This is a genomic window from Consotaella aegiceratis (genome assembly GCF_036541425.1).
Classification (GTDB): Bacteria; Pseudomonadota; Alphaproteobacteria; order Rhizobiales; family Rhizobiaceae; genus Consotaella; species Consotaella aegiceratis.
The window spans coordinates 14,055-28,212 of record NZ_JAZHFT010000030.1 but is presented as its reverse complement, the minus strand read 5'-3'; the positions used below and the strand labels follow the sequence as shown (position 1 = coordinate 28,212).

The 14,158-nt window shown below is 65.4% G+C and carries 11 protein-coding genes; 2 read left to right on the top strand and 9 right to left on the bottom strand.

The genetic code is table 11. The features are described from left to right. Positions 1 to 46: 46 nt before the first annotated feature. The 7 genes from tatC to SMD10_RS18090 all read right to left on the bottom strand — a co-directional run bounded on the left by tatC (position 47) and on the right by SMD10_RS18090 (position 8,700). On the bottom strand, positions 47 to 856 hold the full coding sequence (tatC, locus tag SMD10_RS18120) for a twin-arginine translocase subunit TatC (protein ID WP_331687144.1): 810 nt from the start codon (positions 854 to 856) through the stop codon (positions 47 to 49). Beyond that, the gene (gene tatB, locus SMD10_RS25625) at positions 857 to 1,351 is read right to left on the bottom strand and encodes a Sec-independent protein translocase protein TatB (RefSeq protein WP_432757268.1); all 495 of its coding nucleotides are present in this window, start codon (positions 1,349 to 1,351) and stop codon (positions 857 to 859) included. It abuts the gene before it with no gap. Positions 1,352 to 1,431: 80 nt separating this feature from the next. Beyond that, positions 1,432 to 1,662 carry a twin-arginine translocase TatA/TatE family subunit gene (locus SMD10_RS18110; RefSeq protein WP_331687143.1) on the bottom strand — a complete coding sequence of 77 codons (231 nt, stop codon included), beginning with the start codon at positions 1,660 to 1,662 and terminating at the stop codon, positions 1,432 to 1,434. Positions 1,663 to 1,893: 231 nt separating this feature from the next. Next, entirely contained in the window at positions 1,894 to 2,916 is a 1,023-nt protein-coding gene (gene nagZ, locus SMD10_RS18105; protein WP_331687177.1) for a beta-N-acetylhexosaminidase, read from the bottom strand. A gap of 105 nt (positions 2,917 to 3,021) precedes the next feature. Continuing rightward, complete coding sequence (locus tag SMD10_RS18100) at positions 3,022 to 5,544, bottom strand: SPOR domain-containing protein (RefSeq protein ID WP_331687142.1); 2,523 nt, start codon at positions 5,542 to 5,544, stop codon at positions 3,022 to 3,024. A 98-nt stretch (positions 5,545 to 5,642) separates the two neighbouring features. After that, positions 5,643 to 7,394 (bottom strand): arginine--tRNA ligase, encoded by a 1,752-nt coding sequence (argS, locus tag SMD10_RS18095; protein ID WP_331687141.1) that lies wholly within the window; start codon positions 7,392 to 7,394, stop codon positions 5,643 to 5,645. A gap of 97 nt (positions 7,395 to 7,491) precedes the next feature. After that, positions 7,492 to 8,700, bottom strand: a complete 1,209-nt coding sequence (locus SMD10_RS18090; protein WP_331687140.1) for a deoxyguanosinetriphosphate triphosphohydrolase — start codon at positions 8,698 to 8,700, stop codon at positions 7,492 to 7,494. Positions 8,701 to 8,810: 110 nt separating this feature from the next. On the opposite strand from SMD10_RS18090, the gene erpA reads away from it, so the two are divergent. Both erpA and xth read left to right on the top strand, forming a co-directional pair. Next, positions 8,811 to 9,158, top strand: coding sequence for an iron-sulfur cluster insertion protein ErpA (gene erpA, locus SMD10_RS18085; RefSeq protein ID WP_331687139.1), 348 nt, complete (start codon positions 8,811 to 8,813; stop codon positions 9,156 to 9,158). Positions 9,159 to 9,269: 111 nt separating this feature from the next. Beyond that, the gene (gene xth, locus SMD10_RS18080; protein ID WP_331687138.1) at positions 9,270 to 10,052 is read left to right on the top strand and encodes an exodeoxyribonuclease III; all 783 of its coding nucleotides are present in this window, start codon (positions 9,270 to 9,272) and stop codon (positions 10,050 to 10,052) included. A 125-nt stretch (positions 10,053 to 10,177) separates the two neighbouring features. On the opposite strand, the gene SMD10_RS18075 is transcribed toward xth, so the two are convergent. Further along, a complete protein-coding gene (locus SMD10_RS18075) occupies positions 10,178 to 10,963 on the bottom strand; it encodes a tetratricopeptide repeat protein (protein ID WP_432757270.1) in 786 nt (261 codons plus the stop codon). 376 nt (positions 10,964 to 11,339) lie between these two features. Further along, a complete protein-coding gene (locus tag SMD10_RS18070) occupies positions 11,340 to 14,120 on the bottom strand; it encodes a valine--tRNA ligase (protein ID WP_331687136.1) in 2,781 nt (926 codons plus the stop codon). Between the last annotated feature and the right edge of the window lie 38 nt (positions 14,121 to 14,158).

Genomic DNA, 14,158 nt, shown 5'->3' with positions numbered 1-14,158 from the left:
CGACCGTGGCAGACGGAGGATAGCTCGCAGCGAAGGAGTAGGCCCCCTATTCGGCGGACGCTTCGCTTTCTTGCTGCCGCTCGGCCCGTTTGCGCTCGATCAGCCGCGCCGTCAGAATGGAAATCTCGTAGAGAAGGATGGTGGGAACCGCAAGGCCGATCTGCGACATCGGATCGGGCGGCGTCAGCACGGCGGCCGCCACGAAGGCCAGCACGATGGCGTATTTGCGCTTGCCCTTGAGGCCCTCGGCACTGACGATGCCGGCGCGTGCCAGCAGCGAGGTCACCACCGGCAACTGGAACACCAGGCCGAAGGCGAAGATCAGCGTCATCACCAGCGACAAATATTCCGAAACGCGAGGCAACAGCTCGATCGCCGGCTGATCTCCCACGCCGATCTGCTGCATCGACAGGAAGAACCACATCACCATGGGCATGAAGAAAAAATAGACCATCGCCCCGCCCATCACGAAGAGGATCGGAGTCGCGACGAGGAACGGCAGAAACGCCTGACGTTCGTCGCGATAGAGGCCCGGCGCCACGAATTTGTAGATCTGCATGGCGATGATCGGGAACGCCAGAAACAGGCCACCGAAGGCCGCGATCTTCACCTGGGTGAAAAAGAATTCCTGCGGTGCCGTGTAGATCAGCCGCACCTGATCGTCGGCGAGCCCCGCCCATCCGACGGCGATCTGGTAGGGCACGACGAGCAGATTGAACAGCTGCTTGGCGAAGAAGAAGCACAGGAGGAAGGCGATGAAGAAGCCGGCGAGGCTCCAAACCAGCCGCCGCCGCAGCTCGATCAGATGCTCGATCAGCGGCGCCGACGAAGCCTCGATTTCTGTTTCGTCGCGCATCTAGCTCGCGTCCTCAACCCGAGCCGGATCGGCCTTCTGCGGTTTTTCCGTCTCGCTGTTGGCACCGGAATTGACCGGCTCGGCCGGGGCTGCCGTCGACGGCGTGCCGGCGGGCGTCTCCGCGGCAACAGCATCTTCGGGGCCGACCGGCTTCGCCGTGTCCTGGGCAGCCGGAACCTTGGGCTCGGGCGCCTTGACCGCCGCCGAAAGCGACGAGCGGATCTCGTCGCCCACGGCCCGCATCGGGTTCATCGCCTTGCGGATATCGCTGGTCGGATCGAGCTTGCGGATATCGCGCACGGTCGAACGCACGTCGTCCAACTCCGACTCCCGCAACGCTTCGTCGAACTGGCGACGAAAGTCGCCCGCCATCCGACGCATCTGGCCGGTCGCACGACCAAAGGTACGCAGCATCTGCGGCAGATCCTTGGGGCCGACGACCACGACAAGAACCACCGCCACGACAAGAAATTCGGACCAACCGATATCGAACATGGACTATCCCACCGGCCAGAAGCGACAGCATCCCGGCCCGCCGGGACGCTCGAACCTCCTCAAGCCGACGTTAGAGAGCGTCAGCTGTGCGTCTTCTCGGCTTTGACGTCGTGCGTGACGATTTCGTCGTCGCGGTGATCGAGCGCCCGGCGCTCCTTGACCGCATCGTCGTCGTCGTCGGCCATGCCCTTCTTGAAGTTCTTGATGCCCTTGGCGACATCGCCCATCAGATCGGGGATCTTGCCGCGCCCGAACAGGAGCAGCACGACGGCGAGAACGATAAGCCAGTGCCAGATGCTGAGGCTACCCATTTCGAAACTCCTTAGTCGCGGGTCTCCGCGTACAGAAAAGCTAATCATCGGCGGCCGCGCTTGCAAACGCTGAAGGCCTGCGACGCGGTTTTGCCCGTTTTTGGTCAGGGCCACCCGTAATCCACGGGGTTCATAGCGCGTCCGGGCGGCGGGCTAAAGCCTTTCCGTTCGTCAACGTAAAACTTCCGGCCCGTCGATCTGAATGGCGCACTCGACCGTTCAACCCAGGGTCTACACCGCAACCGCCAGAAGGCCGGCGAACTCGTCTCGCAAGATCGCCTCTTCGATCGGGGCCGGGCCAGCGGCAAGCCCGCTCTCGGCCGCTTCGGCACGGCGCTTGGCCTCCCCTGCCAGGGGCACCACGGATTGCGCCACGGCCCGCATCTCCGCCATGTCGCCGTTGCAATGAAGCACCATGTCGCACCCAGCCGCGAGCGCCTGCCCGGCCAGGTCGCCAAGCTCCCCGCGTAGCGCCTTCATCGACATGTCGTCCGTCATCAGCAGACCGTCGAAGCCGATGCGGCCGCGAATCACGTCTCCGATCACTTTTTTCGAGAGCGTGGCCGGCTTGTCCGGATCGATCGCGGTGAAGAGCAGATGCGCCGTCATGGCGCACGGCAGATCACGCAAGGCGGTAAACGGCGCGAAATCGGTCTTTTCCAGTTCGCAGAGCGGCGCCTCGACCACCGGCATTTCCAGGTGGCTGTCGGCATTGCCCCGACCGTGCCCCGGCAAATGCTTCATCACCGGCAGCACGCCGCCCGCCATGAGGCCCTCGGCAGCAAGCCGGCCCAGCCGGGCGACGACGGCCGGATCCCCGGCATAGGCGCGCTCGCCGATGACCGAATGCGAGCCCACGGCGGGCACATCGAGACACGGCAGACAGTCGGCATTGATGCCATATCGCTGAAGGTCGGCCGCGATCAGCCTGCCCTGCAGCCAGGCAGCTCGTTCGCCGGCCTCGGCATCGGCGGCATACAGTCGGCCGAGGACGCCGCCCGGCGGATAAAGCGGCGCCAGAGGCGGACGCAGCCGCTGGACGCGCCCGCCCTCCTGATCGACGAAGATCGGTGGATTCGGCCGTGATGCGATGGCTTTGAGTTCGGCGACCAGATCGCCGAGCTGCGACGCTTCGGCCACATTGCGACCGAACAGAATAAAGCCCCACGGACGCTCGTCGGCGAAGAAAGCTTTCTCGTCTGCCGTCAGCCGCTGGCCGGCACAGCCGGCGATCCACGCTTTCGATTCCGTCATCGTCTCGTTCATCGCCATCGGTTGGATCCACAGCGGATCGCCCGAGAGGTCGCAGACCTTTCGGGCGATATCATGCCAAGACTCGATCGCTTACGAGATATCGGTTCAGCGCGCCACGAAGCAGCTGGCTCCGGCCGATTTCAGCTGACCGCAGAGAGTATTGGCCTCGCTCTGCGATCCGGCGGCGATCCGAACGCGGAAATAGGTCCCGCGCCCCGGAATATCGGCCGACTGGATCGAAAGGTTCCGGCCGCCGATGACGCCCGCATACTGCCCCGCCAGCTTGCGCGAGCTTTCCTGAGCCAAGGCCTCGGAGGGCTGCGACGCGATCTGCACGAAATACGATCCGGCCGGGACGCTCTGGGCCGCCACTGGTGTTGAAGCCGCCGGCGGCGTCGAAACTGCGGTGGCCTGGCGGGGCTCGGCACTGGCCATTTGAACCCGCTCCAGCGGCTGATCGCCGGGGCGGGTGCGCGGCACGGGCACGAACGCCAGAGCCGGGCTCGGATCGGCCGGTGCGGTCGTTTCCAACGCGGCGTCGTCCGAGGCGTCCATTCCGCCGGACGCGAGAGCGGCGATCTGCGTTTCGCTGGACGTGCCAGCCATTTCCTCAGCCAGCAACTCGGAGGCATCGTCCGCCGCTGCCGCTGGAGCATCCGCGATGTTCGTCGCGGTTCCCATCGGCGCGTCCGCACCAGGCGCCATCGCCTCCACCGGGATCTGCGCCGCCGCTGCCTCATCTGCAGTCGGAAGCTCCGGCTGAGGTTGGGCAGTCGCTTCCTGCGCGGTCACGTCGGTCGGTACACCTATTGCAGCCGCCGGCTCGAGAGCAGCCATCGCCGTGCCGCCACCGCCGAGCATCGGCGCAGAGGTGTTGATCATTCCGACCTGTTGCGCTTCAGGCGAACGGGCGAGGCTCGCCACCAGCGAAGTCGCATCCTCGGCCGGCTTGTCTGAAGCGCCAACCTCGACCGCAGGGCCGAGCGTGCCATCGGGCCGAACAGTGACAGTGCGCACGCGCCGGGGCTGGAGCACGGGAACCGGCGCAGACTGATCGGCAGAGTCCATGTCGTCTTCCGCCAGACGCTCGTCGCCCTTCATCGGAATCATGTCCTCGTCCATCATGCCGACGCCCGGCAGGTCATCGACCTCCTCGGGTTCCGGAACGATCTCGACGGGCTCTTCGGAGCTTGTCAGCAAGGCCTGCTGCACCGGTGCCGCCGGCGCACCTTCGCCGTCGACACGATCGTAGACGGCCTTGTTCTGATTGGGGATCGGCTTGCCGCCTGGGTTTTCCGGCTTGATCTTCACCGGATCGAGATCGGCCTTGATCAGGATCGGCGATTCCTCGCCGATCGGCGAAGACGGCCCCATCAGGCTCCACGCCGCGCCACCCGCCAAGACCAGCGCCAACACGCTCGCCGCCAGCATATAGCGTCCGCGCGGCGACCGCCGCCGGACTGCTGAGCGGCCAGCCGGTGTGCGCCAAGACCCGTCGTCCGTCGCCTGGACCGCACCGAGCGGCTCGTGCGTGCCGTCCCGACCGGTTCCCCCGACCTCGTCATCGTCGGCGATCCAATCGACGGCGGCAAGACGCTCGCCATCGTGTTCGTCAGCCATGTCGACCTGCTGCGGCGGGACCCGCAGCATGGCCAGTTCGCTGGCAATCAACTCGTCGAAGTCATCCAGCGGCGCGGCGGCAGGCTTCGGCTCCTCGCTGGCCACCGACTCGGGAGCGAAGGACGGCGCCTCGGCGACGTGCGTGTCACGCGGACGCAACGGTGCGCTGAGACGCTCCAGCGCCAGCTCCAGATCGGCCTCCAACGACCGCTTCTGTTCGACCGCAGCCGGGGCAGCGGCGACTACGCCCGGCGCGGCTGCGGCCACCACGGAGCGCTGCGGCTCCTGTTCGCGGGGCCGCAGCCAAGCGCTGTAGCTTTCCGCCGGCGCGGCCGAGGCCTCGCGGGCTGACACCGCAGCGACTTCGGCAGTCGGCACCGCACCACCATGACGATCATTCGCTTGGGCGGAGATCTCCGGTTCGTCGGAGAGAGCGATCTCGTCGGCGAACGCCGATTCGTCGATATCCCAGGTCAGCGCGTTGGCCAGCGCCTGATCGAGGTCGTCGAGCGCCGCTTCGGGTTCTGCCTGCTCGTGCGTGGACAGGACGGGATCCGCCACATCCGCGAACGGCTGCGGCTCGTCCGAGGCGGACAGCTCTGACGCGGCCGGGTCTAGTGCCCCATCATCCCACTCATCCGCCACCGCATTCTCGGTCCATCCGTCTTCGACGACATCCTCGGCCCACGGGTCAGGCTTCCGGTGCGAATCGGCGGCCGCCGGCCGCCACGCCTGCTGGGGCACGAAATCGCCGGTCGATTCGTCGGGGAGCGCGGCGATATGCGAGGCGGCAAGCGCGCCGTCGTCGAAGAACGGCTGGGGCGTGGGCCGGGCCTTGTCAGCCGGGCTCGAAACGGCGGCGATGCGCGCCTCTTCAGGCTGCGCGCGCTCCGATTTCGGCCATTGCCAATGCGGCTGATCGACGATTCGAGCGAGCTCCGCGAATGGATCATCATCCGCGCCGCCAAAATCGATCCCGCGTGGCAACCCTTTCGTCTCCACCGTCATCGTGTCCCCCGTCGCCGCCCCACCAGCAATGGTTAAAAATGCAAGGATAGAACGGAGCTAAAAGATGAAATTGTCGAAAGGATGATCCCGGGCAACAACTATCGCATTTCCTCCGGGGCATCGGCGCCAACCAGACGCAAACCAGAGGCGATCACGCAAGCCACGCACAAGACCAGAGCCAATCTCGCCTGGGTTAGTTCTGGATCGTCAACCTTAACGAAGCGTAATTCCGGAAGATCTTTGCCGCGGTTGTATTGGGCGTGGAAGGCCGATGCGAGGTCGTAGAGATAGAACGGCAGCCGGTGCGGCTCCTTGCTCTGAGCGGCACTCAGGATCAGGCGCGGAAACTCGGCCAGCTTGCGAATCAGCCCTGTTTCGCCCTCGTCCGTCAGCCGTGCGAGCATGTGCTCGCCGATCTCTTCGGAGGCGTCGAAGGCGATCCGCTCGCCCGCCGCCTGCCGCAACACGGATTTCGCCCGGGCGTGGGCATACTGAACGTAAAAGACCGGGTTGTCCTTCGATTGCTCCGTCACCTTCTGGAAGTCGAAGTCGAGCGGCGCGTCGCTCTTGCGGAACAGCATCATGAAGCGCACGGGATCGCGACCGACTTCCTCGACGACCTCGGCGAGGGTCACGAACTCGCCGGCCCGCTTGGACATGCGCACCGGCTCGCCGTTGCGGAACAGCTTGACCAGCTGGCAGAGCAGCACCTCCAGCTTTGCCGTGCCGCCGGAGACGGCGCGCGCGACCGCCTCCAGCCGCTTCACATAGCCGCCGTGGTCGGCGCCGAGCACATAGACCATCTCGTTGAAGCCACGGTCGAACTTGTCCTTGAAGTAGGCCACGTCCCCGGCGAAGTAGGTATAGGCGCCGTCCGACTTGATCAACGGCCGGTCCATGTCGTCGCCGACGTCGGTCGAACGGAACAGCGTCTGCTCGCGGTCCTCCCAATCGTCCGGCACCTGTCCCTTCGGCGGCGGCAGGGTCCCGGTATAGATGAAGCCCTTGGCCCGCAAATCCTCGATCGCGGCGCCGACGCGTCCGCCATTATGCCCATGCAGCGTGCGCTCGGAAAAGAACACGTCGTGCTTGATGCCGAGAAGCTTCAGATCGTCGCGGATCGCCATCATCATGGCGTCGATGGCGAAGTCGCGCACCGGCGGCAGCCACTCCGCCTCGTCCATCGACAGGAGCTTGTCGCCGTGCCGGATGGCGAGGGCCGAGCCCACCGGCTTCAGATAGTCGCCCGGATAAAGGCCGGCCGGGATCTCGCCGATCGACTGGCCGAGCGCCTCGCGATAGCGCAGATAGACCGAGCGCGCGAGCACGTCGATCTGCACACCCGCGTCATTGACATAGTATTCCTTGGTGACGTCGTCGCCGGCAAAGTCCATGATTTCGGCGAGCGTATCGCCCACCACCGCGCCGCGGCAATGGCCGACATGCATCGGGCCGGTCGGATTGGCCGAGACATATTCGACATTGACCTTGCGCCCCGTCGGCGCGCCCCGGCCATAGTCGAGCCCGGCCTTCAGGATCGCGCCGAGATGGTTCGTCCAGAACTCCGGCTTCAGGCGCAGATTGATGAAACCGGGCCCGGCCACCTCGACGGCATCGACGTCCGGGTCGATCGTGAGCGCCCCGGCGATAATCGCCGCCAGTTCCCGCGGCTTGGTCTTGAGCGGCTTGGCGAGCACCAGGGCCGCATTGGTCGCGAGATCGCCGTGACCGGAATCGCGCGGCGGCTCGACGACGATCTTGTCGAGATCGACCGGCCCCTCCTGGCGCCCGACGACGATCCCTTCGACCACTTTCCTGATGCGATTTTCGAAGTCCTTGAAGATGTTCATCGTCGATCTCGAAGCTTCGGCATGTCGCCTGCGAAGGACGACACGCCTCGAATGGCCGTCAAGCGGCAGGGATCTGGGTTGACAGAATGCGCGGCGCCTATCGCATATCCAGTGTGCGGTCAAACAGGCGGCGATGCTCGTCGAGCGCATAGGTGTCGGTCATGCCCGACAGGTAGTCGGCGACGCGCCGCGCCAGCTTCAGACGGTCGAGCGACGCGGCATTTTCGTGCCACTCGTCCGGCATCTCCTCGGGCTTGTCCATGAACCGGTCGAAGAGCTCCGCCACGACGCCTTCCGCCTGGCGCATCACGCGCATCACCGTCTCATGGCGGTAGACCCGCTCAAACAGGAACCGGCGCGTCTGCCGCTGTGCGCGCTCCATCGCGGGCGAAAACCGCACGATGGTCCGGCCCGCCTGGCGCACCGCGTCGGCGCCGTCCGGCTGAAGTTCATGCAGGCCCGACAAGGTCGTCCTGATCACGTCCTCCACCATCCGGGTGATATGCCGGCGCATGATCTCGTTGATCAGCCGGGGCCTTTCGAGCCCCGGATATTTGCCTTCGACCTCGGCGAGGATATCGCCGGCCAGATCCAGTTCGCGCAGGTCGTCGATATCGAGCAGCCCGGCGCGCAGGCCGTCGTCCAGGTCGTGCGTGTTGTAGGCGATGTCGTCCGAGAGCGCCGCCGACTGGGCTTCGAGGCTGGCATGCGAGTCGAGATCGAGCGGATAGGCCGCGTCGAACTCCAGGATCGGCCGGGTCGCCGGCTCGCCCCCGGCATGCGGACCGGTCAGCGGCCCGTTATGCTTGACCAGCCCTTCCAGCGTTTCCCAGGTGAGATTGAGGCCGTCGAATTCGGCATAGCGCCGCTCCAGCGCCGTGACGATGCGCAGCGACTGGGCGTTGTGGTCGAACCCGCCGTAGTCGGCCATCTTGGCCTGAAGCACGCGCTCGCCGGCATGACCGAACGGCGTATGGCCGAAGTCGTGGACCAGGGCGACCGCCTCCGCCAGATCCTCGTCCAGCCGCAAAGCCCGGGCGAAGGCGCGGGCGATCTGCGAGACCTCGATCGTATGGGTCAGCCGCGTGCGGAAATGATCCCCTTCATAGGCGACGAACACTTGCGTCTTGTGCTTCAGGCGGCGAAACGCGGTCGAATGCACGATGCGGTCGCGGTCGCGTTGAAACGGCGTGCGGGTGAGGCTCGCCGGTTCGGCATGAAACCGCCCGCGCGAGCGATCCGGCCGAGCCGCCCATACGGCGCGTTCGCCGCCCATCGCGATGCTCGTCAGAAGATCGTCGTCCATGTCGCGTGCCTTCGCCGGATTGACCCGTCGTATCGGGCCTCATACTTATGCGGATAGTCCAATGAGGGAAACGAGCCGATGCCGCCGGTGGAAGCTCGTTGCGGCCAGATATGAGTGAAACCACTGCTCCCGCCAACCCGGTCGTCGTGTCCGAGGCTGCCGCCCGGCGCATTGCGGCGATCGCGGCAAAGCGCGGCGAACCGACTGCCCTGCGCATCTCCGTCGAAGGCGGCGGGTGCTCCGGCTTTTCCTATAAATACGATCTGACCGGCCAGAGCGAGCCCGACGATCTGATCATCGAGAAGGATGGCGCGACCGTCTTGGTCGACCCCGTCTCGCTGGCCTACATGGAAGGCTCCGTCGTCGATTTCGTCGATGATCTGATGGGCCAGTCTTTCCAGATCCGCAATCCCAACGCGGTCGCCTCCTGCGGCTGCGGCACCAGTTTCTCGATCTGAGCCAGGACACCAACGGCCGAGAGTTCTGGTCGTCGAAGCGACGAGCGACGATGATTTCGCCGCCGGTAGGCTATTTTGGGCGCGCGACGCCAGACAGTGGATCCACCAACCATGCTGATTGCGACCTGGAATATCAACGGCGTCAGGGCTCGTCTGGACAATCTGCTCGACTGGCTCGAGCAGCGTTCGCCCGACATCGTCTGCCTGCAGGAGATCAAATCGCAGGACGACAGCTTCCCGCGGCAGCCGATCGAGGCCCTCGGCTATCATGTCGAGACTCACGGACAGAAAGGCTTCAACGGCGTCGCCCTTCTGTCGAAGGTGCCACCTGAGCGGTCAGAGAACGGCCTTTTGGGCGACGAGGACGATGTCCAGGCACGCTTCATCGAGGGACAGTGGAGTATCGGTCAGCGCAAGCTGATCGTCGCCTCGATCTATCTGCCCAACGGCAATCCCATGGGCACCGAGAAATTCGACTACAAGCTTCGCTGGATGGCCCGGCTCGAAGCGCACGGGCGGCGTCTGCTCGCGACCGAATGCGATGTGGTGCTGGCCGGTGACTACAATGTCATTCCCGAGCCGATCGACGCCAAGACACCCGAGGCGTGGGTCGGCGACGCGCTGTTTCAGCCGGAAAGCCGCGGCGCGTGGCGGCGGCTCGTCAATCTGGGGTTCACCGATGCGGTTCGCGCCGCGACAGCCGATGCAGGGACCTACACGTTCTGGGACTATCAGGCAGGCGCCTGGCAGAAGAACAACGGCATCAGGATCGACCACCTGCTGCTGTCGCCGGAGGCTGCAAGCCGCCTTGCCGGCGTCGGGATCGACAAGGACGTGCGGGCCTGGGAAAAGCCGTCCGACCACGTTCCCGTGGTGGTCGAACTCGCCGCCTGAGGTCGGCTGCTCATAGACCGCTTCGCAGCACCCGGAGCCGGATCGTCCGCACGCATCCATGAAAAAAGCGGCTTCGAGCCGCCTTTTGCATGTCGATCAGAACCGGCGGCCGTAATGGCCTCGATTCAATTCTTGCTGACGATGGGCTGCTGCTCTTCCACGGACGCCATCGCGGTCTTGCGCGTCGTTTCGTCGGCGAGGCCGAAGACCTCCTCCTGAAGCGGGCGAATCCATTCCCTGTCCGACGGCGAGGCGTGCGCAAGGGCGTCGGTGAGCAGGCTCAGGCCGCGCACCGGCTGCGGACGCACTGCGATCTTCTCGCCGTTGAACAGCAGATAGCCGAGCAGAGCCTGGGCACCGACATGCCCCTTGCCGGCCGCCAGTTTGAGCCAGCGCGCCGCCTGCCTGGGGTCGGTCCGCCCGCCTTCGCCATTGAGCAGCATGCGTCCCAGCTCGAACTGCGCCTCGGGATCGCCGAAATAGCTCGCGGCATGGAAGTAGAGCTGCCGGGCCTGAGGCAGGTTCACCTGAACCGGGCTGTCGGGGATGCCGCGCCGTAGATAGTCGGCGAGCGCCACGATCGAACTGGCGACGTAGGCGGCGTTCTGCGAGGCGGCTGTGTCGTCCTGCTGATCGCGCACGATCCCTTCGAAAATCTTGAAGGCCTGGTAATCGTCTTCCTTGACGCCGTCGCCGTCGGCATACATCCGGCCGAGCTTCCAGCGCGCACCCGGATGGCCTTTTTCGGCCGCGTAGCGCAGCGCCTCGACAGCCGCGGCCTTTTCGCCGCGCTGATAGGCCTTGAAGCCGCGCATGAAGGATTCGATCGGGCCGGGGTCCTGGGTGATCACCGTGTTCGGATCGAGCGCCTGCAAGCCATTGGTCGAAGCCAGCAGCGCCATCAGCGTCATCGCGAGCAAGGCCGGGCGACGCGCAGCGCGGACGATGCCGGCTGCGGCGGGCGCACAGGTCCGCTCTCCTTCACGCAGGGCACAGCCCTGCCGCGCCGGCGAAAACACGCCCGCCGGCCAAAACCGTCTTGTCCTCATTGCCCCCTCACGCCCCTCAGGTCGTGCAAGCGATCGCGCCGTCGATCTGGCAACGGCCGCGCTCGAACGCCCCGTGAAGTGCCCATTCTTTATGGCAGCAGCGCGGCGTTCGAACTGAGAACGATTATAACGAAAGCAAGTTCGCCACAGTGTTGCGAGAAATCCACAGCGTGATGGGGACCGTGAAACGTTGCCGAATTCCCACGCTCCCCGCGCCGCAGGCCATATAGCCGGTGCGTCAGCCCAGCCGCTGGCGCGCCGTGCGAAGCTTGTCGGCTTCCGCGCGATAGGCAGCGAGCTTCTCGCGCTCCTGCTCGACGATCTCCTCGGGCGCGTTGGCCACGAACTTCTCATTGCCGAGCTTCTTTTCGATCCGCCCGGCTTCCGCTTCGGCTTTCTGCAACGCCTTGTCGAGGCGCGCCCGCTCGGCCGTGATGTCGATCATGCCTTCGAGCGGCAGGGCGAAGGTCATCCCCGCTACGATGATCTGAGCAGACTGGGCTGGCGGTGCCTCGTCCGAACCGATGGTGCTCAGCCGAGCCAGACGGCGCAGCGCGGCATCGTGCCGGGAGAGGCGTTCGGCCATGGTGGGCTCGGGACGCACCGCGACCAAGGCGGCTTCCGCACCGGCCGGAACGTTCATCTCCGTGCGCACGGAACGGATCTCGCCGACCAGTTCGATCAGCCAGTTGATATCGTCGGCGGCATCGGTATCGACAAAGTCGAGCGTCGGCCATTCGGTATGGCACAGCAGCGCCGCTCGCGGCGCGCCCTCAGGTGCGGTGACCCTCCACAGTTCCTCCGTGAGGAACGGCATGAACGGATGCAGCAGCGCGTAGACGCGGTCGAGCACATAGCCCGTCACCGCCCTCGTCTCCGCCTGGGCCGCCTCGCTGCCTTCGCCGAAGACCGGCTTGGCGAGTTCCAGATACCAGTCGCAGAACAGATTCCAGACGAAGCGATAGACCGCACCCGCCGCCTCGTTGAAGCGGTAGGCTTCGAGCGCGGCAGTCACGGTGTTGATGGTGCGGCCGAGTTCGGTCACGAGCCAACGGTTGAGCGGCAATTCCAGCGCCGACGGATCGACCGTCGCGCCATGCCGGGCACCGTTCATCTCCGCAAACCGCGTGGCGTTCCAGAGCTTGGTGCCGAAGTTGCGATAGCCGGCGATGCGCTGCGGATCGAGCTTCACGTCGCGGCCTTGTGCCGCCATGATCGCCAGGGTGAAGCGCAGCGCGTCGGCGCCATAGTCCTCGATCAGGTCCAGCGGATCGATGACGTTGCCCTTGGACTTCGACATCTTGGCGCCGTTCTTATCGCGCACCAGCGCGTGCATGTAGACGGTGTGGAACGGCTCCGTCTTCATGCAATAGAGACCCATCATCATCATCCGGGCGACCCAGAAGAAGATGAGGTCGAAACCGGTGACGAGCACGCTGGTCGGATAGTAGGTGGCGAGCGCGGGCGTCTCGTCCGGCCAGCCGAGCGTCGAGAACGGCCAGAGCGCCGAAGAGAACCAGGTGTCGAGAACGTCCTCGTCGCGCTTCAGGAAGCCCTGGCGTTTGGCCGGATCGGCCGCCATTGCGCGGGCTTCCTCGTCGGTGATGGTCTCGTTGACCACATAGTGGGCGAGCGCGGCAGCCACCGCCTCTTCTTCCGTCTTTTCGACGAACACCGCGCCGTCCGGTCCGTACCACGCCGGCACCTGATGCCCCCACCAGAGCTGACGCGAGATACACCAGGGCTGGATATTCTCCATCCAGTCGAAATAGGTCTTTTCCCAGTTGGCGGGGATGATCTTGGTCCGTCCCTCGCGCACGCTTGCGATGGCCGGCTTGGCGAGCGTCGCCGCGTCCACGTACCACTGGTCGGTCAGGAACGGCTCGATCGGCACGCCGCCACGGTCGCCGTGCGGCACCATGTGTCCATGGTCCTCGATCTTGGCGAGGAAGCCGCCCTCCTCCATCATCGCGACCACACGCTCGCGTGCGGCAAACCGCTCCTGGCCATGCAGGGCCGCGATGGTGCGCTCCAGCGCCTCGGTCCGCTCCAATCCTTCGAGGAAATCGGCATTGTCGGCGAGCGTAATGTCCGCCTCGACCGTCATGACGCTGATCATCGCAAGGCTGTGCCGGCGCCCGACCTCGAAATCGTTGAAGTCATGAGCCGGCGTGATCTTGACCGCGCCGGAGCCCGCTTCGGGGTCGGCATAGTCGTCGGCAACGATCGGGATGCGGCGCCCGACCAGCGGCAGCACCACGTGCTCGCCGATCAGCGTCCGGTAGCGATCGTCCTCGGGGTTTACCGCAACGCCGGAATCGCCCAGCATGGTCTCGGGCCGGGTCGTCGCCACGACGATGAAGGTCGAGGGATCCTCGGGGTCGAAGGCGCGTCCTTCGATGGGATAGCGGAAGTGCCAGAGGTGCCCCTTCACTTCCCTCTGCTCGACCTCCAGATCAGAGATGGCGGTCAGGAGCTTCGGGTCCCAGTTGACCAGCCGCTTGTCCTTGTAGATCAGGCCATCCTTATAGAGGCCGACGAACACCTCCAGGACCGCCTTCGACAGACCTTCGTCCATGGTGAAGCGTTCGCGCGACCAGTCGCAGGACGCGCCAAGCCGGCGCAGCTGCTTGAGGATCACGCCGCCCGATTCCGCCTTCCACTGCCACACGCGCTCGACGAAGGCTTCGCGGCCCATGGCGCGGCGGCCGGGCTCCTGGCGTTCCATCAGTTGCCGCTCGACGACCATCTGCGTGGCGATGCCGGCGTGGTCGAGGCCCGGCTGCCACAGCACGTCCTTGCCGCGCATCCGCTCGAAACGCACCAGCACGTCCTGCAGCGTGTCGTTGAGCGCGTGGCCCATATGCAGCGAGCCGGTCACATTCGGCGGCGGGATGACGATCGAATAGGCTTCCGCACCGGGTTTGGCGCCGGCCCCCGCCTTGAAGGCATCGGCCGCGTCCCAGCGTTCGGCGATACGGGGTTCCAACTGGGCGGCGTCGTAGGTCTTCTCGATCATCGTCGTTCCGAAGGGGTGTTGCGGCTTCGCTGCGGGTT